This window comes from Streptomyces sp. SID14515 (assembly GCF_010548505.1).
Classification (GTDB): domain Bacteria; phylum Actinomycetota; class Actinomycetes; order Streptomycetales; family Streptomycetaceae; genus Streptomyces; species Streptomyces caviscabies.
This window is the reverse complement of the sequence record NZ_JAAGMH010000134.1, coordinates 61,739-84,507: the sequence shown is the minus strand read 5'-3', so window position 1 is coordinate 84,507 and position 22,769 is coordinate 61,739. Positions and strand designations below refer to the sequence as shown.

Here is a 22,769-nt window from a genome sequence, read left to right as displayed (position 1 = left end):
CCGATGTTCGCCACCACACCGCTGCGCATCGTCGCCGTATCGGCCGGGCTCAGCCAGCCGTCCTCCACCCGGCTGCTGGCCGACCGGCTGGCCGCCGCCGCCCGCGAGCGCCTCGCGGCCGAGCAGGACCGGAACGTCGAGGTCCAGATCATCGAGGTCCGCGACCTCGCCGTGGACATCGCCCACCACCTGCTCAGCGGCTTCCCCTCGGCCGCGCTGCGGGAAGCGATCGACGCGGTGACGGAGGCCGACGGGCTGATCGCCGTGACGCCGGTGTTCACCGCCTCGTACAGCGGACTGTTCAAGTCGTTCTTCGACCTGATCGACAACACCGCGCTGACCGGCAAGCCCGTCGTGATCGCGGCGACGGGCGGCACGGCCCGGCACTCGCTGGTCCTGGAGCACGCGCTGCGCCCGCTCTTCGCCTATCTGCGGGCCGTCACCGTGCCCACCTCCGTCTACGCGGCGTCGGAGGACTGGGGCTCCTCGGGCGACGAGTACACCGAGGGCCTGCCGTCCCGGATCCGGCGCGCGGGCGGCGAGCTGGCCTCCGCGATCCTGGGCCGTACGGTCTCCGGGGCCTCGCGGACGCCGGGCCTGGACGACGGGGAGGACGCGGTCGTCCCCTTCGAACAGCAGCTCGCGGACCTGCGGCTGGACTGAGGGCGGGCGGGCGGTACGGGGCGGGTCACACGGACCCGCCCCGATTGCCCTATTTGACTACAGTGAGACCGGGCGCTGTACCGAACAGGCCGAGCGCGACCGAGCTGGAGGCAGATATGGGCAGGATCGTTGTGGGCGTCGACGGCTCCGAATCCTCGATCAAGGCACTGCACTGGGCCGTGCGCCAGGCCGAGCTGACCGGCGCCACGGTGGAGGCCGTGAACAGCTGGGAGTACCCCGCCACCAGCTGGGCGTCGATGATGCCGGGCATGCCGGAGGACTTCGACCCGCAGGCCCTGGCCACCGTCTCCCTCACCGAGGCGCTGGAGGAGGCCCTCGGCGCCGCCGGAGCCGCCGCGGTCAGCAAGATCGTGGTCATCGGCAACCCGGCCCAGGCGCTGCTGGACCGCGCCCAGGGCGCCGATCTGCTCGTCGTCGGAGCCCGCGGCCACACCGGCTTCAAGGCCACCTTGCTGGGCTCGGTCAGCCTCCATGTCACCCAGCACGCGCCGTGCCCGGTGACGGTGGTCCGCGACTGACGGTCACGCGACGGCCGGGCGGGCGGCCGCGCGGGCGGTCTCGCGGGCTGTTTCGCGGGCTGTTTCGCTCACGGCCTCGGCAACGGCCCTGTACGGAAACGAGGGGCCGTTGTCAGTGGGTGCTCCTATCGTGTGGTCATGACCCCTGCTCTCTTCGGGCGCGACCACCCCGTCGGCGTACTCCGCTCGGAGATCGCCCGGGCCACGGACAGCCACGGCGGTCTCGTGCTGGTCACCGGCGAGGCCGGGATCGGCAAGAGCACCCTCGTCACCGACGCCGCGCACGAGGCGCGGCGGCGCGGGGCGCTGGTGGTCGGCGGTTCCTGCTGGGACTCCGACAACACCCCCGGCTACTGGCCCTGGGTGCAGGTCCTGCGCGGTCTGCGCCGGTCCGCCACGGCGGCGGAATGGGCGGCGGCCCAGGAGGCGTCGGACGGCCGGCTCGCCGCGCTCCTCGGCGATCCGGTCAGGATCGCCATGGGGGGAGCGGACGGCCCGAGGCCCAGCACGCTGTCGGCCCCGGCGGCGGCCGGGGGCCCGGGTTCCGGCGGGGCGCAGGGCGGCGAGCCCGGCACGGCGACGGGTACGAGCCCGTCGGGCGGCGGATCGCCCGGTGGCGGTTCCCCCGGGGGCGGCACGCCTGAGGGGCCCGAGGCGTTCGGGCTCTTCGACGCGGTGACCACCGCCCTCGTCACGGTCTCCCAGAGCCGGCCGCTGGTGGTCGTCCTCGACGATCTGCACAGCGCCGACCCGGCCTCGCTGCGGCTGCTCGAATTCGCCGCCCAGCACGCCTGGTTCGAGCGGCTGCTGCTGATCGGCACCTACCGGGACGTCGAGGTGGAGGCCCTCGGACACCCGCTCCAGCAGCTGATTCTGCCGCTGGTCTCGCGCGCCGCCGCGACCCTCACCCTGACCGGCCTCGGCCGGGACGAGGTGGGCGCGCTGATGACGGTGACGACGGGCCGCGAGCCCGCACCGCAGCTGGTCGACGAGGTCCACCGGCGCACCGGCGGCAACCCCTTCTTCGTCGAGCAGACCGCCCGGCTCTGGCACAGCGGAAGCCCGGTCTCCACCATTCCGCCCGGCGTGCGGGAAGCGGTCCGGCAGCGGCTCGCCCTGCTTCCCGATCCGGTCGTCGCCCTGCTGACCAGCGCCGCCCTGCTCGGCCGGGAGTTCCGCCGGCAGGTCCTGGCCGTGGTGCACGGTTCGCCGGTCCCCCATGTGGAGCGGCTGCTGGAGTCGGCCGTCGTCGCCCGGGTCGTCGTTCCCCGCCCGTCCGGCCAGTACGCCTTCGCCCACGACCTGCTGCGCGAGACGCTGTACGCCTCGCTGGACGACGCCGAGGCCCGCGAACGCCATGCCGCCGCCGTGCGGGCCCTGGACGCGCACGGCGGCCTCGGTGACGCGGTACGGCCCGGCGACCTCGCCCGGCACGCCCACCTCGCCGGCGGGGCCCTGGACCGCGACCGCCGGATCGACCTGCTGCTGGCGGCCGCCCGGGACGCCTCGGGACGCCTGGCCGAGGAGGAGTCCGTCGGCCACTACCGACGCGCCCTCGCGGTGGCCTACGGCGAGGCGGAGGAGTCGGGTGAGCCGGGGGCGCCCGGTGGGCCGGGGGCGTCATCCGGGTCGCCGGGAGGAGACCCGGCGGGCGGGGCGGGTACGGCGGGCCGGGGCCCGGACCTCCGGCGGGCCGCGCCGATCGGCCTCGACCTCTCCGGACAGCTCCGGCACGCGGGGGAGACGGCCGAGGCGCAGCGCCTGCTGGACCGGTCGGTCGCCCTGGCCCGGGAGCTGGACGACCCCGAGCTACTGGCCCGGGTGGCGATCACCCTCTACCGCGACGGCTCCATGGGCGGCGGCCTCGACGCGTCCACGAGAGACCTCCTCGCCGAGGCGCACCGCGAACTCACCGGCAAGGAGGGCCAGGAGAACCTCTCCGACGACCGGCTCGCCCAGGAGCTGGCCATCCACATCATGGCGCTGGCCCGGAGCGGCTCGGACGACGAGGCGCTCGCCTTCTCGCTCTGGGCGCGCCACGACTCCGTGTGGGGCCTCGGCTCGGCGGTGGAGCGGATCGGGCTGACCGACGAGATGACCCTCATCGGCCGGCGCACCCGGCACCAGGACATGGAGCTGCACGCGACGTCCATGCGCTGGGTGGCGCTGCTGGAGCTGGGCGACCCGACCTTCATCGACCAGTTCCGTACGTTCGTCCGGCTCGCCGAGCAGACCGAACTGCCCCGGTTCGCCCTGGGCATCGCCGTCGACACCAGCCTGATCGCCTCTCTGCAGGGCCGGTTCGCCGAGGCGACCACCGCGTTGCGGGACGATGCGCTCGACCCCGAGAGCAAGGACCACGTCGACTTCGGCTTCATGGGGCACCACCTGCACTGGGCGCTGCATCTGATCCAGGGGCACTTCGCCGAGGCCGAGGGCATCGTCGGCAGGCTTCCGGCCGCCGGGTACCCCTACCCCGGGCTGCTGGAGTCGGTCACTGCGGTGGAGCAGGGCGACGCGACGCCCGCGCTGCGCCTGATCGCCGAGCAGGCGGACCGCGACGGCCCCTATCCGCGGGCGTTCATGCCGCTGTGGCTCCGGCTGCTGGCCCAGACGGCCGCGGTGACGGGCGACCGGCGCCTCATCGCCCGCGCGGAGGACGAGCTGGCCCCCTACACGGGCCAGTGGATCGTCTCGCTGTACGGGTGCGACATCGGCGGGCCCGTCGACCTCTGGCTCGGGATGCTCGCCGCCGCGCGTGACGACCAGGACGCGGCGGTGGCGGCGCTCACCGAGGCCGCCGCCTCCTCGGCCCGCCTCGGCGCCCGCCCCTGGGCCGTACGCGCCCGACTCGGCCTGGCCCGCGCCCTGCTCGCCCGCGCCGCTGCGGAGGGGGCCGGTGCGGAGGGTGCCAGGGTCGAGAGGGCCGGTGCTGAGGGTGGCGGTGTCGAGGGCGCCGGTGACGCCGGGCGGGCTCGGCGGCTGCTCGGCGAAGTGGCGCGGGAGGCGCGCGAGTTGGACCTGCACCACCTGGAGGCCGAGGCCTCGGCCCTCCGTACGGCCCCGCCCACCGCCGCTCCCACCGTTGCCGCCGCAACCGCCTCCGCCGCTGCCTCTACCGGGACCGGCGCCTCTGCCACCTCCGGTCCCGCCGCCGCCTCCGGTTCCGCCGAGTTCCGGCGGAACGGGCCGGTGTGGCAGCTGCGGTGGGACGGGGTGACCGTGCATGTCCCGGACGCCAAGGGGCTGCGGGACCTGCACAGTCTGCTGGGGCTGCCCGGCGCCGACGTCCCGGCGGTCCGGCTCCTCGCGCCCGAGGGCGGGGAGCTCGTCGTCGCCGCCGGACAGCTCGGCGGCGACCCGGTGCTCGACGAGGAGGCCAAGCGCCGCTACAAGGAACGCCTGGCCCGGCTGGACGCCGAGATAGACCGAGCCGCCGCCCGGGACGACGTCCGGCAGGTCGAGGCGTACGACCGGGAGCGGCAGGCCCTCCTCGACGAGCTCCGCACCGCGGCCGGGCTCGGCGGCCGGACCCGCCGGCTGGGCGACCAGACCGAGCGGGCCCGCAAGACGGTCACCGCCCGGATCCGCGACACCCTGCGCAAGCTGGAGACCCTGCACCCCGCGCTGGCGGCCCATCTCAAGGCCTCCGTGACGACCGGGACCACCTGCGCCTACCGCCCCGAGCACTCCCCCGACTGGCGGCTCTGACCCGCGCCGCTCTTCTCCGTACGCCGACTACTCCTCGACGACGACATCGGCGACGGCACACGCCACGTTGTCGGGCCCGCCCGCCTCACGGGCCAGGCCGACCAACCGGCGTACGGCCTCCTCCGGGTCGTCCGCCGCGACGACCGCCGCCCTCAGGTCCGCCTCGTCCACCACCGCCGACAGACCGTCCGAGCAGAGCAGATAGCGGTCCCCGGCCAGCACCTCCTGCAAGCGGACGTCGGGACGGGTCGCCACCGCGAGCTGGGCGGACCAGGCCTCGCCGACCAGGGCCTTCAGCAGCAGTGCGCGCTGCGGGTGGGAGGCGGCCTCCTCCTGGCTGAGCGAACCGTCGTCGATCATCGACTGGACCAGGCTGTGGTCGTGCGTGATCCGGAACAGCTCACCGCCCCGCAGCAGATAGGCCCGCGAGTCCCCGATGTGTACGAGCCCGAGCCGCGACCCGGTCCACAGCATCGCGGTGAGCGTGGTCCCCGAACCGTCCGGGGCCGCACAGGAAGCGACCGCCTCCCGGACCGCCCGCGAAGCGGAATCCGCCGTGTCCTCCAGGGCGTTCAGCAGATCCGCGGCGGACGGCGCACCACCCCGGGAGCCCCACGCGGAAGGCTTGAGCGCCTCGATCGCCGCCGCACTCGCCTCGGCCCCGCCCTCCCCGAAACCGTCGGCGACCGCCAGCAGCCGAGGCCCCGCGAACGCCGCGTCCTGGTTCGCCGTACGCACCGCCCCGGCATCGGTCAGCGCGGCACACCGGATCGCGAGCGGCACCGCCCCCGCACGTCCCGTACCGCCCTCACCACCCGCGCTGCCGGAGTCGCCTGCGCTCCCTGGGCTGCCTGCACTCCCCATGCTGCCTGTGTTGACCGTGTTGCCTGTGTTCTCCGTGTTCCCGGTGTTGCCCGGTATCCGCGACATGGCCCTGCCTTCCGCTGACAGATGGTCGACGAGGTACATGGCCAGATCGCGCCGGGTCGCCGTCTCGGCCTCCACCCGCGCCCAGTAGGCCCGGATCTCCACCGCCGCGGCGCCCGCGTCGAGCGCCACGACCCGGCCGATCCGGCTCAGCGGCATGCCGATCCTGCGCAGCCACGCCACGAGCCGGGCCCCCTCCACCTGCGCCGGGTCGTAGTACCGGTAACCGTTCACCGGGTCGACCAGGGCGGGCCGGAGCAGGCCCAGCTCGTCGTAGCGCCGGAGCGCCTTGGCGGAGAGCCGGGACAGCCGGGCGAACTCCCCGATCGTCACCAGCTCCCCGCTCGCGGCGCCCACCGCGCGGCCTTCGCGTTCCACCCCGTACCTCCTCGTACCGGGCGCTTTCCGCCCGGCCCCACCGATGCTGGGGCTTCCCCCGCGGGGAAGGTCAAGGATGCACGGGGCGGGTGTCTCCGCGACGCCTGCGGCGGGTGGCTCCGCCGTCGGTCACCTCCGGTCGGTCACTTCCGGTTGTAGAGCCGCATCGTCACCACTCCGAAGACCACCATGAGCACCCCGGCCCAGCCCAGCGTCCAGGCGACGTCGGTGGCCGGCCAGTTGCCCGCCAGCAGCTCACGCACGGCTGTGGCGAGGTGGGTGACCGGGCTGTTGTTCACGAAGGCCTGGAGCCAGCCCGGCATCGTCTTCGGGTCGACGAAGACATTGCTGAGGAACGTCAGCGGGAAGATCACCATCATGCTGACGCCCATCACCGACTTCTCGGAGCGCAGCAGCAGACCGAACATCGTCCAGATCCAGGAGAACCCGAACGAGAACACCACCAGCAGAGCGATGCCCGCCAGCACGCCGAGCACACCGCCGTCCGGGCGGAACCCGATGATCATGCCGACGGCGAGCATCACCGCCGACGCCAGCAGATAGCGCAGGACGTCGCCGAGGAGATAGCCGACCATCGGAGCGGGCCGCCAGATCGGCAGCGTACGGAACCGGTCGAAGACGCCCTTGGCGATGTCGGTGTTCACCGCGACGCCCGTGTACATCGTGATCATCACGACGCTCATCACCATGATGCCGGGCAGCAGGAACTGGATGTACTCCTCGGTGGAGCCGGCCAGCGCCCCTCCGAAGAGGTACGTGTACATCAGGACCAGCATGATCGGGAAAGCCGTCACATCGAAGAGCTGTTCCGGCACATGCTTGATCTTCAGCATGGCGCGCCAGCCGAAGGTCACCGACGCCGACAGGGCGCTGGGCCTCGGCGGGCGCTCCTGGCCCACCAGGAGCCGCGAGAGGCGTTCCGTGTCCGGCGCGGCGAGCGCCACGTCCTCCGGCTCCGTCTTGGCGGTCGCGGTGCTCATGCCGCCACTCCCTTCTTGTCCGTGAGTGCGAGGAAGACCTCGTCGAGGCTGGGCTGTCCCAGCGAGAAGTTGTCGACCGTGATGCCGGACCGGGCCAGCTCGGCCAGGGCGCGCCCGGCCTGTTCCGCCGCGCCCTGCTCGGTGCTCTGGGCGTCGATCCGGGCGGTCAGCGCCACCGGGTCCGCGTCCAGCTGGACCTCCGCGTTCAGCGCGAGCGCCAGCACCCGCTGTGCCTCGACCCGCTGATCGCCGTCCCGCAGCCGCAGATGGACGGTGCCGGCGCCGACGGAGGCCTTGAGCTCGCCCTTGGTGCCCTCGGCGATGACCTTGCCGCGGTCGATCACCGCGATGCGGGAGGCCAGCTGGTCGGCCTCGTCCAGATACTGCGTGGTCAGCAGGACCGTGGTGCCGTGGGCGACGACCGCCCGCACGATGTCCCACACCTGGTTGCGGCTGCGGGGGTCGAGTCCGGTGGTCGGCTCGTCCAGGAACAGCACGTCCGGGGTGTTCAGGATGGACGCGGCGATGTCGATGCGCCGCCGCATGCCTCCCGAGTAGTTCTTCACCTGCTTGCCCGCCGCCTCGGTCAGCCCGAACCCTTCGAGCAGCTGGGCCGCCCGGTCGCGGGCCGCCGGCTTGGTGTGCCCGAGCAGCCGGCCGAGCAGGACGAGGTTCTCCGAGCCGGTCAAGTCCTCGTCCACCGAGGCGTACTGCCCGGTCAGGCTGACCCGGCTGCGGACCGCGTCGGCGTCCTTCACGACGTCCTTGCCGAACACCCGGGCCGTGCCGCCGTCGGGGCGCAGCAGGGTCGCGAGCATGCGGACGGCGGTGGTCTTGCCGGCGCCGTTGGGTCCGAGGACGCCGTAGACGGTGCCGGTGGGGACGGCGAGGTCGATGCCGTCCACCGCGCGGTTGTCGCCGAAGACCTTCACCAGCCCCGTGGTCTCGATGGCCAGTTCAGTGCTCATGATCCATTTCCTTGTGGGTCGTCGGTGGGTGTCTGCGAGCTGTGTCGGGCCCGGCAGCTCATGAGACGTACGGGCGGACGGCGCGCGCCTCACGCAGGGCCCAGCCCCACCAGCCGAGCTGGTCGAGCATCAGGCCCACGGACCGGTCCCGGCCGGTGTCGCCGGGGTGCCCCTCCAGCGGCTGCTGGAGGAAGTCGAGCGCGACCCCGTTCCTCAGGGTCACCGTGTGCAGCTCGGTGAAGACCGAGCGCAGCTGCTCCACGGCGTACAGCCCGGCGGAACCGTGTCCGTAGCTCACGAAGGCGACCGGCTTGGTCTGCCACTCCTCGTAGGCGAAGTCGATGGCCTGCTTCAGCGAGGCGGGGAACGAGCGGTTGTACTCCGGGGTGACCACGACGAAGGCCTCGGCCCTGGCGATCTCCTCGGTGAACTCCGTCATCTGCCCGGTCGCCCGCCCCGGGTAGTGCACGGGGAAGTCGAAGTCGGCGAGGTCCAGCACGGCGAGGTCCAGCTCGCTCCGGCCCTGGGCCCGCTCCATGAACCAGCGGCCGACCGCATCGCCGATGCGCCCTTCGCGGGTGCTGCCGATGATCACCGCGACCCGCAGCGGAACACCGTCCGTCGTCATCGCTCGCTCCTCCTCCCGCGTCCCGCGGCGCTTCCCGGACCTCCCGTCCGGGCCGGACCGCTCCCTCACCTCTTGGGCGCCAGACGCGGGGGCGCGGCCGCCAGATCGAATCTGGCGGCCGCGCACGCGGTCGGAGGAGCCGGGGACGGCGGACGGGTCTCAGGTCTCCCGCGTGTAGAGGAAGTAGAACGAGATGACGAGAACGCCCGCCCCGACCACCAGGCCCAGACCGGTCGACCGCAGCACGCTGGTGTCGGTGAGGCTCACCAGGAAGCCGATCGCGCACGCGGTCAGCGCGCCGTACGCGACCGCCCGGAGTTCGCGCGGCAGAGAGCGCTGGATCCGGCCCAGCGCGAAGCAGAGGGCCGCCAGAGCGACACCGGAGACGAGCCCGAGCAAGACCTGCCCGCCGGTGCTGGGGCCGCCGTCGCGGCGGATGAACGCCGCGTAGAACCCGTAGATCACGCCGAGCACCAGAGGCAGGGCCCAGGCGAGCGGGGTGTGGTGGCGGGTTCGCGCATGTGCGCGGGCGCCCCTTCGGCCGGGCATGGCTGCGTGTGTGGCCATCACGGACAGCTCCTTCCGTCGCCCCCGTCGCACGCCCCCGTTCCTCCAGAGCACACCCGACCGCGCGACCCGGCAACTCGAATGGCGTACGGCCCGGAGCGGCCCGGCTCCGTACGGGATTCCCTGGAGGAGTGCGGACCTCTCCCTCGGCGATCTCGGCGGCCTCGGCGGCCTTCTCGGCGCTCCTGCTCGTCCTGCTCGCCGTCCTCGTGCCGTTCGGCGCGCTCTCGGCCTGGGTCGACCTGGAGATCGACGACACCGACCGATACGTCGCCGCCGTCTCCCCGCTCGCCTCGGACCCGGCGGTGCGGACCACCGTCGCGGACCTGGTCACCGAGGAGGCGATGCGGCAGATCGATCTCGGCCCGCTCCAGGACACGGTCCGGGAGTTCCTGCACGAGTCCGTGCGCTCCTTCACCAGCACCGAGGCCTTCCAGCGTGCCTGGGACACCGCCAACCGGGCCGCGCACCAGGCGGTGGCGGCCGCCTTGGACGGCGACAGCGGAGAGGCCGTGACGATCGATCTGGCCCCGGTGATCGACCAGGTCAAACAGGACCTGGTCCGCGACGGGGTGCCGTTCGCGGATCAGATCCCGGTCGAGCGGACGGAGATCACCGTGCTCGGCCCCGGTCAGGCCGACGACCTCAGGAACTCGTTCCGGTGGCTTCGCTACTGCAGCATCTGGCCGGCGGTCGCCACCCTGGTCCTGCTCGTCCTGGTGGTGGGCACCGCGACCGTACGGCGCGGACTGCGGGCCGGGTTGTGGGCCACCGCGGTCGTGGGCGCCGGGTTCCTGCTCGGCGCACTCGTGCTCCGGGTGCTGGTCGCGGTCGGCCGGAGCCGGGTGCTGGACGAGGTGCCGGGCGGCGACCGGGACGCGGCCGCCGCCGTGTTCGACGCCCTGACCGACTCGCTGCGGACCACGGTGTGGGTGGTGCTGGCGGTCGGTGCGGTCCTGCTCGTGGGGGCGGTGTCGGCCCGGGTGCTCCTGCGGAACAGGACGTCCCCGGCCGACGTGCGATGAGGCGGTGGCCGGGTGAGAGTGGGATCCGTGGCCGTCACCGGGCGACGACCGCCACCGAGCGCCCGAGCGTGCGTGCCAGGCGTCGCCCGGCAGACGGCAGTTTGACGACAGGCCCTGAGAGGCGTGCGACCCGAAAGAGGCGTCATGGCCGACCGAGACATCTTCGAGAACATCGACGAGCTGGTCTCCGAGGAGCGCGACCTGCGCGACCGCTCCGTGGCGAAGATGGGCCTGTCCACGGACGAGAAAGCCCGGCTGCGGGCCGTGGAGGTCCAGCTCGACCAGTGCTGGGATCTGCTGCGCCGGCGGCGGGCGCTCAGCGAGTACGGCGAGGACCCGTCGACGGCGAAAGTCCGCCCCGCCGACGAGGTGGAGGGCTACCAGAGCTGACCGGGGTCGAGGGCTCCAAGGCCTGGAGCAGGATCACGGCGGCCGTCCGGTGTTTCACGTGAAACACCGGACGGCGCGGCGTCAGTTCTCCGGCGGGCGGCCCTGAAGTCGTTCCATCTCCCGGCGGTCGCGCTTGGTCGGACGGCCCGTGCCCCGGTCCCTTACGGGAACCTGGATCGCGAGCTCGCGGGGCGGCGGGGGCGGGCTGTTGTCGACGAAGCACTCCACGGCCACCGGCGGGCCGACCCGCTTCTTCACGATCTTCGAGACGACGACCACCCGGTCCCGCCCCGCGTGCCGGAGCCGCACCTCGTCGCCGACGCGTACGGCCTGTGCGGGCTTGGCCCGCTCGCCGCCGACCTTCACATGCCCTGCCCGGCAGGCGGCGGCCGCCTGGGCCCGGGTCTTCGTCAGCCGGACCGACCAGATCCACACGTCGACCCGGACGCTTCCCTCCGCCTGTGGTGCGTCACCGGAAACCATGGGTCCGACTGTAATGCGGACCGGTCGGCGGGCGGGAGGCAATAAGGGCTCCCGCCCGCCGACCTCGTACGCCGGACTCGTACGCCGGACTCGTACGCCGAACCTCACACGCCAGACCTCACACGCCGATGTCGCGCCCGTCCTTGCGCCAGACGGCGACGACCGAGGGACGGACGATCTTGCCCGGTCCGTCGGGCCAGACGCTCGCCGGCTTCTCCACGGAAGCCCCGTCGATCTCGCCCGGGTGCTGGACCGCGACCAGGACACGGCGGTCCTGGATGACCGGGCCACAGGTCTCCGCCCCGGCCGGGACGGTCAGGAACTGCTTCAGTTCACCGCGCCGGTCACCGTGGGTCGCCACGCCGAACAGCCCGTCGTGCGAGCCGAGCGCGTTGCCGTCCGTGGAGATCCACAGGTTGCCGTGGGCGTCGAACGCCACGTTGTCCGGGCAGGAGATGGGGCTGACCTTCTCCTTGGGGAAGCCGGAGAAGTACGTCGACGGGTCCTCCGGGTCGCCCGCCACGAGGAACAGCCGCCAGGCGAAGCCGTCGCCCACCGGGTCGTCCCAGTTCTCCGCGAGCTCCAGGATCTGACCGTGCTTGTTGCCGTTGCGCGGGTTCGCCTCGTCCGCTCCGGCCTTGCCCTCCTTGCCGCGGTCCGAGTTGTTGGTGAGGGCCACATAGACCCGGCCGGTGCGCGGCGAGGGCTCGACGTCCTCGGGGCGGTCCATCTTGGTCGCGCCGACCTTGTCACCGGCGAGCCGCGTGTAGACGTACACCTCGTCGGCGGTCATGCCCGGTACGTGCGAGGTGGTGCCGGTGGCCAGCGGGATCCAGACGCCGCTGCCGTCGAACTCCCCGTCCACCGGAAGCTTTCCGGTGCCGTCGATCTCGGTGACCGGCGAGTCCCCCGTCAACTTGGCGACGTACAGCGTGCCCTCGTCCAGCAGCGTCAGGTTGTGCTCGCGCGCGGCCCGCGAGTTGCCCTTCTTCATCCGCTTGCTGGAGACGAACTTGTAGAGGTAGTCGAACTTCTCGTCGTCGCCCATGTAGACGACCGGACGGCCGTCGGAGGTGAGCCGGGGCTGCGCCGCCTCGTGCTTGAACCGGCCCAGCGCGGTCCGCTTGCGCGGGGTGGAGTCCGGGTCGTACGGGTCGAGTTCGACGACCCAGCCGAAGCGGTTGGCCTCGTTGGGCTCCTTCGCCAGGTCGAACCGCCGGTCGAACCGCTCCCACTTGCGCTCGGTGGCGCCGGTGCCGATCCCGTACCGCTTGTGCATGTCGGTGTTGCCGTTGGCGAAGTACTGATTGAAGTTCTCCTCGCCGTGCAGCGTGGTGCCCCACGGAGTGGTGCCGCCCGCACAGTTGTTGAGGGTGCCCAGCACCTTGCGGCCCGTGCGGTCGGCGGACGTCCGCAGCAGCGGGCTGCCCGCGGCGGGGCCCGTCACACGGAACTCGCTCGTCGCGGTCAGCCGGCGGTTCAGCGGGTGCCGGTTGACCGGGCCCAGCTTGCCGGTGCGGTTCTCCTCCTGGACGACGACCACGGAGAGTCCGTGCGCCGCCCAGGCGATCTCCACCTGTTCGCGGGTCGGGTTGGCCGGATCGTAGCCGCGGAACATGAGGATCTCGTCCGTGTACTCATGGTTCGCGACCATCACCTGCCGCCCGCGCTCGCCGCGCAGCGGGAGCAGGGAGAGGAAGTCGTTGTTGTAGCCGAACTGGCCCGCCTGCGCCTTCGCCGTCTGCTTGTCCGGGTTGAAGGCGGGCGCGCCGCGCAGGATCGGCTCGCCCCAGCGGATCACCACGTTCTGGGCGTACCCGTCGGGGATCGTGACCTTGTCGTCCTTGTTGGGCGCGACCGGCGAGAACCGCAGGCCACGCGCCCCGGACGGGGCCGGTTTGTGGGGGTGGCCCGGTTTGTTTCCGTGCCCGGCCAGTGCGGCGGCCTCGGCCTGCGGGGCGCTCGGACCGGTCAGCGCGGCGGCCCCGGCGGCGGTGGCGACGGTGACCACGGCGGCGGCGCGCATCATCGAGCGGCGCGACACGGCACCGGCGATGATGTCGCCGGCGTACTCGTTGTCGCTGTTGTTGGGCGTCTCCTTGAAGCAGGCGTCCCCGCAGCGGAAGCGGCAGGTCAGCGCGGAACGCCCACCGGGATGCGAGCTGATGAACGGCAGCAGGTTGCGCACGTGGATTCCCTCCGTCTGGTGTCGTGCGTGACGGTAGGTGCGCCTCCACGCGGTCCGAGGGACTCCCGGTGAACGGCGGGTGAAGTCCGGGCCACCGCTGTGCCCTTGAGGGCCGACGGCGGACACGGTCGCGGACTCGGTCCGGGAACGGTTTCGGCTCGGTTGACGCAGGGGTGGGCCGCACCGGCGAACGGCCGGATCCGGCCGCTAACCTTACGTATCCGGTCCTGGCCAGGGATGAATTCACCCAGGGCGGACATTCCCCGCACCCAACTCATGCGAAAGGCCTCGCCCATGGGCATTCGGAGCTTGCTGCGTAAGGTGTTCGGCCGCACGGAGCAGGACGAGCCGACCACGGCCACCGTCCCGCCCCAGGCCGAGCGCACTCAGCCCAAGGAGACGGAGCCGGAGACCACTTCGGCGGCCGAGCCCGCTGCGGAGCCGAAGGCGTCGATCCCGGCCCCCGCCTCGCCCTCGTCCTCCGCCCCGTCCTCCGCCGACGCACCGTCCACGGCGTCCGCGTCCACGGCCACGTCCACCGCCTCCACCGCCGCCGGCTCCACGGACTCCGGCGACTCCACGGAGCGTGACGGTGCGAAGGCCACCGACCTGGTGGCGGAGGCCTTCGACAAGGCGGCCGCCGCCGCCAAGCCGTCGCCGACCGTCCCCGCGCAGGCCTCGGCCCCGGAGGAGACCCCGAAGGCGGAGAAGCCCGCGGAGCCGGAGCCGGAGCCGGTGGCCCTCGAAGAGCCGGTGGCCGCCGAGAAGCCGGAGGCCGTCGAAGAGCCCGTGGCCGCCGAAGAGCCGGTCAAGGCCGAGGAGCCCGTAGCGGCCCCGGAGCCGATCACGATCGACCTCGACCTCGACGAGGCCCCGGAGCCGGAGGCCGCACAGGAGCCGGAGACCAAGCCGGAGCCGGCAGCGGAGGCCGCACCGGCAGCGGCGGAGGCCCCGGAGACGGCTCCCGAGCCCGCCCCTGAGGCCGCCCCCGAGGCGCCTCAGGCCACCTCGGAGACCCCCAAGGCCGCTGAGGCCCCTGAGACCGCTGAAGCCCCGGAGGCCCCCAAGGCCCCCGAAGCCTCAGCGGCACCGGCGGCACCGGCCGTCACAGAGGCCCCGGTGGCCCCGGCGGTCGTGGAAGAGACCCCCGCGGCCCCCACCGCACCGGAGCCGGCCGCCGCCGAGGAAGCCCCGGTGGCGCCCACCGCACCGGAGCCCGCCGCCGGCAAGCCCGCCACCACCCTCGCGCGGGTCAAGTCGCAGGCTCCGCAGCTCGTCGCCCCGTACAAGGCGGCGCAGGCGGCGCTCAAGGCGCACGGGCTGACCGGGCTCCGCGCCCGCGTCTACCTGGTGCTCGACCGCTCCGGCTCGATGCGGCCGTTCTACAAGGACGGCAGCGCCCAGCACCTGGGCGACCGGACGCTCGCGCTCGCCGCGCACCTGGACGAGGCCGCCACCGTGCCGGTCGTCTTCTTCTCGACCGACATCGACGGCACCGGATCCATCGAGCTCTCCGGCCACGAGGGCCGCGTCGACGAGCTGCACGCGGGCCTCGGCCGGCTGGGCCGGACGCACTACCACCGCGCGGTCGAGGAGATCGTCGCGCACTACGAGAAGACAGAGGCCACCGGTCCGGCTCTCGTGGTCTTCCAGACGGACGGCCCGCCGGACGCCAAGCAGGCCGCCCGGCAGGCCCTCACGGAGGCGGCGCGGCTGCCGCTGTTCTTCCAGTTCGTCGCCTTCGGCGAGCAGGACGCGAAGGGCTTCGACTTCCTGCGGAAGCTCGACGCCCCGAACGCCGGCTTCTTCCACGCCGGCCCGGCGCCCCGCGAGATCGCGGACGCCGAGCTCTACCGGGAGATCCTCGCCGGGCTGCCGGCCTGGACCGCCGCGCGCGCGGCCGGCTCCGAGGGCTGATCGACCGGCAGTCGTACGGTCACGGCGAGACCACCGCCCTCCGGGCCCGGTCTCGCCGTGACCGTTCCGCCGTGGGCCACCGCGATCGACCGGACGATCGACAGACCGAGCCCCGACCCCGGGCCCATCCGGTCCCGGCCCTCGCCCCGCCGGAACGGCTCGAAGAACCCCGCGATATCGGCCTCGGAGACCACCGGTCCGGTGTTGCGCACCAGCAGGGCCCCCTCTCCGCTCAACGAGACCTCCACCGAGCCGCCCGGCACGTTGTAGGTGACCGCGTTGGCCAGCAGGTTCGCCACCAGCTGGGCGAGCAGCAGCCGGTTGCCGCGCACGGAACAGGCGGTCGCCGTCACCGTCACCACCGGCCCGCCGTCCGTCGTCCGGCCCGCCGGGCCGCCGATCGTGCCGCGTACCGCCGGATGCCGGCCCGTCTCCTCCTTGACCACGTGGTCGAGGCGGACCGACTCGCGCTCGTCCGTGGCCAGCCCTCGTTCGCTGCGGGCCAGCACGAGCAGCCCCTCGATGAGCCGCTCGCTGCGCCGGTTGGTGTCCAGCAGGGTCTGCCGGGTGCGGACGAGGTCCTCGGGGGACGGGTCGTCCAGGCCGATCTGGATCGCGGCGCGCTGGGTGGCCAGCGGGGTCCGCAGCTCGTGCGAGGCGTTCGCGATGAACCTGCGCTGGCTGTCGAACGCCTTCTCCAGGCGGCCCAGCAGCGCGTCCAGGGTCTCGCCCAGCTCCTTCAGCTCGTCGTCGGGGCCGCTGGACGCGATCCGTTCGTGCAGGGTCCGCTCGGAGAGCCTGCGGGCCTTCGCGGTCATCGCGTGGACCGGCCGCAGCACCCGGCCCGCTATCCACCAGCCCACTCCGACCGCGCCCGCCGTCATCACGAGCAGCGCGGCGAACGACCAGTTCATGAGCTGTTTGCCAGCCGCGTCGCTGACATGGTCGGTGATCTCGTAGACGGTCGGCGATCCGGCGGAGCTACGGGTGATGACGGGACCGTTCACCGCGTATCCGGGCGGGTGGACGACGTATCCGGGCGGGCCGGTGTCCGCCGAGGAGGCGATGGCCCGCGCGTCGGTCTCCGTACCGGCGCGGGAGGCCAGGTTGACGGTGGCCAGCAGGGCGGTGCCGAGCACCAGGAAGACACCGCCGTACACGAGGGCGATACGGGTCCGGATCGTCGAGTGCGGCAGCTTCGAGGCGTCCACCAGCCGGCGCAGCAGGTCCGTCCGCTTCACAGGGCGTACCCGACGCCCTGCACGGTGCGGATCAGCGCGGGCTCGCCGAGTTTGGCGCGGAGCTTGCTCATACAGACGCGTACGGCCCCCGTGAACGGGTCGGCGTTGGCGTCCCAGGCCCGCTCCAGCAGCTCTTCCGCGCTGACCGTGCCGCCGTCGGCCTCCAGGAGCAGTTGCAGCACGGTGAACTCCTTCGGCGAGAGGTCCAGGTCCCGGCCGTCGCGGAGCGCCGAGCGCCGTACGGTGTCGAGCCGGATGCCGTGCCGCTCCAGCTGCGGCGGTACGGGTCTGGCGCTGCGCCGGCGCAGGGCGCGTACCCGGGAGACCAGCTCGGGGAACTCGAACGGCTTGCTGACGTAGTCGTCGGCCCCCAGGTCGAGCCCGGCGACCCGGTCCTCCATCGCGCCGGAGGCGGTAAGCATCAGGATCCGGGTGCGGGAGCCGGAGGCGACCAGGCGGCGGGCCACGTCGTCGCCGTGCACCCGGGGGAGGTCCCGGTCGAGCACGACGACGTCGTAGTCGTGCAGGCCGAGGTAGGCGAGGGCCGCGTCGCCGCTGTACACCGTGTCGACCGCGAAACCGGCCCGGCGCAGTCCGGTGGCGACCAGCTCCGCGAGGATCTCCTCGTCCTCGGCGACCAGAACCCGCATGGTGATGTCCCCTGCCTCGTGCACGCTTGTCCGCTCCCTCCCAGGATGCGACTTTCCTACGGGAACCATTACGGGAACGGATGTTTCGCAAAGCTCTCCACCGGAGGGCTTCGCTCCGCCTACGCGCGCGGCCCCCGTTTATCGATGTGAGTGGATCTTCAACGGACCGTTAGGATTTCGACCATGGCGGCCACTGGATCCGAGAAGCAGGGGGCGACGGCGTACTACGTCTCGACCCCCATTTACTACGTCAACGACGCTCCTCACCTGGGCCACGCCTACACGACCGTCGCAGGCGACGTGCTCACGCGCTGGCACCGCCAGCGCGGCGAGAAGGTGTGGTACCTCACCGGCACGGACGAGCACGGTCAGAAGATCATGCGCACGGCCGAGGCGAACAACGTGACTCCGCAGGCTTGGGCGGACAAGCTCGTCGAGGAGGCGTGGAAGCCCCTCTGGGAGCATCTGAACATCGCCAACGACGACTTCATCCGGACGACGGAGAAGCGGCACACCGACCGTGTGCAGGAGTTCGTGCAGGACCTGTACGACAAGGGCGAGATCTACAAGGGCGGATACGAGGGCCCGTACTGCGTGGGCTGCGAGGAGTACAAGCTCCCCGGCGATCTGATCGACGGCGAGGGCGAGTTCGCCGGGCAGAAGCTGTGCCCGATCCACAAGAAGCCGGTGGAGCTCCTCAAGGAGGAGAACTACTTCTTCAAGCTCAGCGAGTACGGCCCGAAGCTTCTGGAGTTCTACGCGGCGAACCCGGACTTCATCCAGCCCGAGTCGGCGCGCAACGAGGTCGTGAACTTCGTCGAGCAGGGCCTCCAGGACCTGTCGATCTCGCGCTCGACCTTCGACTGGGGCGTCCCGGTGCCGTGGGACGACAAGCACGTCATCTACGTCTGGATCGACGCGCTGCTCAACTACGCGACGGCGGTCGGCTACGGCGCCAACCAGGAGAAGTTCGACGGTACGTTCCCGGCGAACGTGCACCTGATCGGCAAGGACATCCTCCGCTTCCACTCGGTGATCTGGCCCGCGATGCTGATGGCGCAGGGCCTGCCGCTTCCCGGCAAGGTCGTCGCCAACGGCTGGCTGATGGTCGGCGGCGAGAAGATGTCGAAGTCCAACCTGACCGGCATCAAGCCGCAGGACCTGACCTCGCACTTCGGCGTGGACGCGTACCGCTGGTACTTCCTGCGGGCCATCGCGTACGGCAGCGACGGGTCGTTCTCCTGGGAGGACTTCACCGCCCGCTACACCTCCGAGCTGGCCAACGACTACGGCAACCTCGCCTCGCGCGTGGCGGCGATGGTCGGCAAGTACTTCGGCGGCGCGCTGCCGGAGGCCACGGCCGTCGGCGACGCCGAGCGGGCCGTGCAGGAGGGCCTGGCGAAGGCCGTCGCGACCGCCGACCGGAAGATCGGCGAGGAGCTGGACTTCCAGTCCGGCATCCTGGCGGTCTTCGACTTCGTGAAGCAGGTCAACGGCTACATCACGGAGCAGGAGCCGTGGAAGGTGGCCAAGGACACCACTCCCGAGGGCCAGGCCCGCCTCGCGACCATCCTGTACACGGCCGCCGAGGCGCTGCGCGGGGTCGCGGTCCTGCTGAACGCCGTGATGCCGGAGACCTCGCAGAGCCTGTGGGAGTCGCTGGGCGCCGAGGAGTCCCTGGGCGCGCTGGCCGACCAGAGGGTCCAGGACGCGGGCACGTGGGGCATCCTGCCCGCGGGCGCGACGGTGACGAAGGGCGCGGTGCTGTTCCCGCGCCTGGAGGAGAAGCCGGCGTAGCCACCGCCGTACGTACGTCAGGAGCCCGGGACCGCGAACAACGGTCCCGGGCTCCTCGCATACGGCGTCGGTCAGCGCGTCCAGTTCTTGAGCGGCTCGGTGTCCAGCTCGATCCCGACCGGGTCGGGGAGTGTGACGGTCTTGCCGTACGGCACCGTCACGACCTGCTCGTACCGCACGCCGTCGGGCTGCGAGTGGACCTTGACCTCGCAGGTGTCCCGGTCGATCAGCAGGTAGACGGGGATACCAGTCTCGGCGTACGCGCGCGGCTTCTCGACGCGGTCGCGCCGGTCGGTGTCCTCGTCGTACGAGGTGACCTCGACGACCATGAGGACGCCGTCGGGGGTGGCCCATTCGCCTTGGCCGACGAAGGTGTCGATCGGAGCGAGAGTGGCGTCGGGACGGGCGTTGCCCTTGCGGTAGGACTCGATACGCAGGCCTTGCTCGCCGAAGAGCCACCTGCTCGGATCCGACTGCATGCAGATCTGCGTCAGCCAGGCGATGATCCGCCCGTGGTCCCCGTCCGGCACGGCCTTGACCCCCAGTTTCCCGTTCACAAACTCTAGCCGCAGCGCCTCCTCGGCGCGTATGGCGTGACGGGCCAGGTCCTCGAAGATTTCCTGCGTCAGGACACCATCCTCGACCACGCTCACCACGACCTCCTCCTGCACTGGGTCACCGGGTCACTTGTCAGTAGGGAAGGCCTTCAGCCTACGGGCACGATCCCTCGCCCGTCCGCCCCATCACCGCCCCAGCGTCTCCGCGTCCCCCATCACGATCACCGGGTTCATCGCCGGGTCCAGGGTGCGCAGGAGTTCTTCCATGAGCTCCTCCGGGATGGAGACGCAGCCCTGTGTCGGGCCGCCGTGGTCGACGTGGATCCAGATGCCGCCGCCGCGTTCGAGGCCGAGCGGGCGGGTGCGGTCCAGGGGGCTGACGCCCTCCGTGCGGTTGTAGTTGATCGCGACGACGTAGTCGAAGGAGCCCTCCAGCGGTTCTCCGAAGAAGCCCTCGCCGTCCACCGCGAACCGGGGGTGTTCGTCGTACGGGAGCAGGGCTCCCGGGTCGGGGAGCCGGCCGCCGGCGTCGGTGAGGGTGTAGACGCCCGTGGGGGACCTCAGGTCGCCCGCCACATGGTGGTCGGTCCAGCCCTCCATGCCGTTGTGCGCCGGCCAGGGGCCCGCGACCGGCTGCCAGCCCTTCGCAGGGTCCTCGCGGCTGTAGAGGACCGCGCTGGACTGGTTGGAGTCGGCCCCCTCGCCGGTCACCACGAACGCCTGACGGGCCTCGGCGGGGATCGCCGCGCGGGTCTGCGGTCCCAGGTCCGGGATCTCGGCCGGGGCGGGGGTGGGCGCGGCGGTGGGCGAGGTCCGGAGCGCGGACGCGGCGTCGGACTGCGGGCCCGCGGCGCCCTGCCCCGGGACGCCTTCGGGGGCCTTCGCGGGTGCGGCGTCGGAGGCGCAGCCGGTGAGCAGCAGGGCCAGGGCGAGGAGCGGTGCGGCGAGCAGGGCGGGCGGGCGGCGCGGGACGGACACGGTGGCGGGCTCCTCGGGTGGCGGCGGACGGCGCGAGGCGGGGTGCGAGAGGGGTGTCTCGGTGCCAGTCTTTGCCGGGCCCGGCCCGGCCGAATCCGAACCGGGGCCATCCGGCTGTACCGCGTCGCCCTACCGCCGTCGGCTCCCGGCCGGGTGCAACGAAACAGCCCCCGATCGGGTGATCGGGGGCTGTTTCACGTGAAACATCCGCAGAGCGGGACCGTACGGACCGCAGGTCCGGCGCGGACTACTTCTCCGCGGCGGGCTTCTCCGAAGCGCCCTTCGCGGCGACCGGCTTGCGCAGCTGGATGTTCAGCTCGCGCAGCCGCGTCTCGTCCAGCTCGGTCGGGGCGCCCATCATCAGGTCCTGGGCGTTGCCGTTGAGCGGGAAGGCGATCGTCTCGCGGATGTTGGGCTCGTCGGCGAGCAGCATGACGATGCGGTCGACGCCCGGGGCGATGCCACCGTGCGGCGGGGCGCCGAGACGGAACGCGCGCAGCATGCCCGCGAACTCGTGCTCGACGGTCTCGCGGTCGTACCCGGCGATCTCGAAGGCCTTGAGCATCAGCTCGGGCTCGTGGTTACGGATGGCGCCCGAGGACAGCTCGATGCCGTTGCAGACGATGTCGTACTGCCAGGCCAAGATGTCCAGCGGGTCCTTCTCCTCCAGGTCGGCCAGGCCGCCCTGGGGCATGGAGAAGGGGTTGTGCGAGAAGTCGATCTTGCCGGTCTCCTCGTCCTTCTCGTACATCGGGAAGTCGACGATCCAGCAGAACCGGAAGACGCCCTCCTCGAAGTGGCCGGCGCGCTTGGCGGCCTCGACCCGGACGGCCGACATGATCTTGGAGACCTCGTCGAACTCGCCCGCGCCGAAGAAGACCGCGTGGCCCGGGACCAGCGAGAGGCGCTCGGTGAGCGTCTTGACGTCGGTCTCGGTGAGGAACTTGGCGATCGGACCGGCCAGCGTGCCGTCCTCGCCCACCCGCACCCAGGCCAGGCCCTTGGCGCCGTGCTCGACGGCGTACTCACCGAGGCCGTCGAAGAACTTCCGGGACTGGCCCGCGGTGTCCGGGACCGGCAGCGCGCGGACGTGCTTGCCGGCGAACGCCTTGAACCCGGAGTCGGCGAAGACGTCCGAGATGTCGACGAGTTCCAGCTTGGCGCGCAGGTCCGGCTTGTCGTTGCCGTACTTCAGCATCGACTCGCGGAACGGGATGCGCGGGAACGGCGAGGTGACCTCGCGGCCGTTGCCGAACTCGGTGAAGAGCTCGGTCATCAGCTTCTCGATCGGCTGGAAGACGTCCTCCTGCTCGACGAAGGACATCTCGACGTCGAGCTGGTAGAACTCGCCCGGCGAACGGTCCGCGCGGGCGTCCTCGTCGCGGAAGCAGGGCGCGATCTGGAAGTAGCGGTCGAAGCCCGAGATCATCAGCAGCTGCTTGAACTGCTGCGGGGCCTGCGGCAGCGCGTAGAACTTGCCGGGGTTCAGCCGGGACGGGACGACGAAGTCACGGGCGCCCTCGGGGGAGGTCGCGGTGAGGATCGGGGTCGCCATCTCGTTGAAGCCGAGGGCCACCATCTTGGAGCGGATGGAGGCGATCACGGCCGAGCGCAGCATGATGTTGCGGTGCATGCGCTCGCGGCGCAGGTCGAGGAAGCGGTACTCCAGGCGCCGCTCCTCGTTGACGCCGTCCTCGGTGTTGATCGTGAAGGGCAGCGGACCGGCCTCGCCGAGCACCTCGACCTCGGTGACCTCGATCTCGATCTCACCGGTCGGCAGCTCCGGGTTGACGTTGTCGGCTCCGCGCGCGGACACCTTGCCGTCGATCCGGACGACGGTCTCCTTGGTGAGCTTCGCCAGCGCCTCGTTGCCGGGCGTGCCGGGGCGGGCGACGAGCTGCACCAGACCGTAGTGGTCGCGCAGATCGATGAAGAGGATGCCACCCAGGTCTCGGCGATTGTGCAGCCAGCCGCTCAGCCGGACGTCGGTGCCGACGTCAGAGGCGCGGAGCTCGCCGCAGGTGTGGGACCTGTACCGATGCATCGTCGTTCATCCAGTCTTCGCGGTTAGGTGTGGATTGAGCCTCCCCAGGCTACCGCCCGGGGCCGGGCCTCTTCATTTCCCTTCGCGCGGCCGCACCCGCCGGCCACCGGAGCAGCC

General features: G+C 72.0%; 19 protein-coding genes. 7 read left to right on the top strand and 12 right to left on the bottom strand.

What is annotated here, in order from left to right; genetic code table 11:
- Positions 1 to 3: 3 nt before the first annotated feature.
- The 3 genes from G3I54_RS31780 to G3I54_RS31770 all read left to right on the top strand — a co-directional run bounded on the left by G3I54_RS31780 (position 4) and on the right by G3I54_RS31770 (position 4,913).
- Positions 4 to 663 carry an FMN reductase gene (locus tag G3I54_RS31780; RefSeq protein ID WP_164619735.1) on the top strand — a complete coding sequence of 220 codons (660 nt, stop codon included), beginning with the start codon at positions 4 to 6 and terminating at the stop codon, positions 661 to 663.
- A 116-nt stretch (positions 664 to 779) separates the two neighbouring features.
- Positions 780 to 1,202 (top strand): universal stress protein, encoded by a 423-nt coding sequence (locus tag G3I54_RS31775; protein WP_164619733.1) that lies wholly within the window; start codon positions 780 to 782, stop codon positions 1,200 to 1,202.
- Positions 1,203 to 1,340: 138 nt separating this feature from the next.
- Complete coding sequence (locus G3I54_RS31770) at positions 1,341 to 4,913, top strand: AAA family ATPase (RefSeq protein ID WP_164619731.1); 3,573 nt, start codon at positions 1,341 to 1,343, stop codon at positions 4,911 to 4,913.
- A gap of 27 nt (positions 4,914 to 4,940) precedes the next feature.
- Here the strand turns inward: G3I54_RS31770 and G3I54_RS31765 are convergent, their stop codons facing one another.
- From G3I54_RS31765 to G3I54_RS31745, 5 genes are all read right to left on the bottom strand, one after another.
- Positions 4,941 to 6,218: a MerR family transcriptional regulator gene (locus G3I54_RS31765; RefSeq protein WP_164619729.1), complete on the bottom strand. Its 1,278-nt coding sequence runs from the start codon at positions 6,216 to 6,218 to the stop codon at positions 4,941 to 4,943.
- A 143-nt stretch (positions 6,219 to 6,361) separates the two neighbouring features.
- Positions 6,362 to 7,219: an ABC transporter permease gene (locus tag G3I54_RS31760; RefSeq protein ID WP_164619727.1), complete on the bottom strand. Its 858-nt coding sequence runs from the start codon at positions 7,217 to 7,219 to the stop codon at positions 6,362 to 6,364.
- Entirely contained in the window at positions 7,216 to 8,187 is a 972-nt protein-coding gene (locus G3I54_RS31755; protein ID WP_164619725.1) for an ATP-binding cassette domain-containing protein, read from the bottom strand. Before G3I54_RS31755 ends, G3I54_RS31760 begins: the two co-directional genes overlap by 4 nt.
- Before the next feature lie 58 nt (positions 8,188 to 8,245).
- A complete protein-coding gene (locus G3I54_RS31750) occupies positions 8,246 to 8,815 on the bottom strand; it encodes an NAD(P)H-dependent oxidoreductase (protein ID WP_164619717.1) in 570 nt (189 codons plus the stop codon).
- Between the two features lie 159 nt (positions 8,816 to 8,974).
- Positions 8,975 to 9,382, bottom strand: a complete 408-nt coding sequence (locus G3I54_RS31745; protein WP_164619715.1) for a hypothetical protein — start codon at positions 9,380 to 9,382, stop codon at positions 8,975 to 8,977.
- A 131-nt stretch (positions 9,383 to 9,513) separates the two neighbouring features.
- On the opposite strand from G3I54_RS31745, the gene G3I54_RS31740 reads away from it, so the two are divergent.
- A complete protein-coding gene (locus G3I54_RS31740; protein WP_164619713.1) occupies positions 9,514 to 10,407 on the top strand; it encodes a hypothetical protein in 894 nt (297 codons plus the stop codon).
- 144 nt (positions 10,408 to 10,551) lie between these two features.
- A complete protein-coding gene (locus G3I54_RS31735) occupies positions 10,552 to 10,797 on the top strand; it encodes a DUF2630 family protein (protein WP_164205593.1) in 246 nt (81 codons plus the stop codon).
- A gap of 81 nt (positions 10,798 to 10,878) precedes the next feature.
- Here the strand turns inward: G3I54_RS31735 and G3I54_RS31730 are convergent, their stop codons facing one another.
- Positions 10,879 to 11,280, bottom strand: a complete 402-nt coding sequence (locus G3I54_RS31730; RefSeq protein ID WP_164619711.1) for a S4 domain-containing protein — start codon at positions 11,278 to 11,280, stop codon at positions 10,879 to 10,881.
- Between the two features lie 118 nt (positions 11,281 to 11,398).
- Positions 11,399 to 13,468 (bottom strand): PhoX family protein, encoded by a 2,070-nt coding sequence (locus tag G3I54_RS31725; protein ID WP_164619709.1) that lies wholly within the window; start codon positions 13,466 to 13,468, stop codon positions 11,399 to 11,401.
- 294 nt (positions 13,469 to 13,762) lie between these two features.
- Here G3I54_RS31725 and G3I54_RS31720 point away from each other — a divergent pair, with 294 nt between their 5' ends.
- Entirely contained in the window at positions 13,763 to 15,385 is a 1,623-nt protein-coding gene (locus tag G3I54_RS31720) for a VWA domain-containing protein (RefSeq protein WP_164619707.1), read from the top strand.
- On the opposite strand, the gene G3I54_RS31715 is transcribed toward G3I54_RS31720, so the two are convergent.
- Both G3I54_RS31715 and G3I54_RS31710 read right to left on the bottom strand, forming a co-directional pair.
- Positions 15,319 to 16,626, bottom strand: coding sequence for a HAMP domain-containing sensor histidine kinase (locus G3I54_RS31715; protein WP_164619705.1), 1,308 nt, complete (start codon positions 16,624 to 16,626; stop codon positions 15,319 to 15,321). The genes G3I54_RS31720 and G3I54_RS31715 overlap by 67 nt on opposite strands.
- The gene (locus G3I54_RS31710; RefSeq protein WP_024263690.1) at positions 16,623 to 17,276 is read right to left on the bottom strand and encodes a response regulator transcription factor; all 654 of its coding nucleotides are present in this window, start codon (positions 17,274 to 17,276) and stop codon (positions 16,623 to 16,625) included. Before G3I54_RS31710 ends, G3I54_RS31715 begins: the two co-directional genes overlap by 4 nt.
- Positions 17,277 to 17,459: 183 nt before the next feature.
- Between G3I54_RS31710 and metG the strand changes: the two genes are divergently transcribed.
- Positions 17,460 to 19,073 (top strand): methionine--tRNA ligase, encoded by a 1,614-nt coding sequence (metG, locus tag G3I54_RS31705; protein ID WP_164619703.1) that lies wholly within the window; start codon positions 17,460 to 17,462, stop codon positions 19,071 to 19,073.
- 71 nt (positions 19,074 to 19,144) lie between these two features.
- Here the strand turns inward: metG and G3I54_RS31700 are convergent, their stop codons facing one another.
- The 3 genes from G3I54_RS31700 to aspS form a co-directional block, all read right to left on the bottom strand.
- On the bottom strand, positions 19,145 to 19,726 hold the full coding sequence (locus G3I54_RS31700) for a Uma2 family endonuclease (protein ID WP_164619701.1): 582 nt from the start codon (positions 19,724 to 19,726) through the stop codon (positions 19,145 to 19,147).
- A 90-nt stretch (positions 19,727 to 19,816) separates the two neighbouring features.
- On the bottom strand, positions 19,817 to 20,608 hold the full coding sequence (locus G3I54_RS31695) for a L,D-transpeptidase family protein (RefSeq protein WP_164619699.1): 792 nt from the start codon (positions 20,606 to 20,608) through the stop codon (positions 19,817 to 19,819).
- A gap of 247 nt (positions 20,609 to 20,855) precedes the next feature.
- Entirely contained in the window at positions 20,856 to 22,652 is a 1,797-nt protein-coding gene (aspS, locus tag G3I54_RS31690; RefSeq protein ID WP_137229263.1) for an aspartate--tRNA ligase, read from the bottom strand.
- Between the last annotated feature and the right edge of the window lie 117 nt (positions 22,653 to 22,769).

Coding starts and splice junctions, on each gene's coding strand:
- G3I54_RS31770 (WP_164619731.1), top strand. CDS start 1,341: ATGACCCCTGCTCTCTTCGGGCGCGACCACCCCGTCGGCGTACTCCGC.
- G3I54_RS31780 (WP_164619735.1), top strand. CDS start 4: ATGTTCGCCACCACACCGCTGCGCATCGTCGCCGTATCGGCCGGGCTC.
- aspS (WP_137229263.1), bottom strand. CDS start 22,652: ATGCATCGGTACAGGTCCCACACCTGCGGCGAGCTCCGCGCCTCTGAC.
- G3I54_RS31750 (WP_164619717.1), bottom strand. CDS start 8,815: ATGACGACGGACGGTGTTCCGCTGCGGGTCGCGGTGATCATCGGCAGC.
- G3I54_RS31735 (WP_164205593.1), top strand. CDS start 10,552: ATGGCCGACCGAGACATCTTCGAGAACATCGACGAGCTGGTCTCCGAG.
- metG (WP_164619703.1), top strand. CDS start 17,460: ATGGCGGCCACTGGATCCGAGAAGCAGGGGGCGACGGCGTACTACGTC.
- G3I54_RS31755 (WP_164619725.1), bottom strand. CDS start 8,187: ATGAGCACTGAACTGGCCATCGAGACCACGGGGCTGGTGAAGGTCTTC.
- G3I54_RS31730 (WP_164619711.1), bottom strand. CDS start 11,280: ATGGTTTCCGGTGACGCACCACAGGCGGAGGGAAGCGTCCGGGTCGAC.
- G3I54_RS31710 (WP_024263690.1), bottom strand. CDS start 17,276: ATGCGGGTTCTGGTCGCCGAGGACGAGGAGATCCTCGCGGAGCTGGTC.
- G3I54_RS31745 (WP_164619715.1), bottom strand. CDS start 9,382: ATGGCCACACACGCAGCCATGCCCGGCCGAAGGGGCGCCCGCGCACAT.
- G3I54_RS31775 (WP_164619733.1), top strand. CDS start 780: ATGGGCAGGATCGTTGTGGGCGTCGACGGCTCCGAATCCTCGATCAAG.
- G3I54_RS31720 (WP_164619707.1), top strand. CDS start 13,763: ATGGGCATTCGGAGCTTGCTGCGTAAGGTGTTCGGCCGCACGGAGCAG.
- G3I54_RS31760 (WP_164619727.1), bottom strand. CDS start 7,219: ATGAGCACCGCGACCGCCAAGACGGAGCCGGAGGACGTGGCGCTCGCC.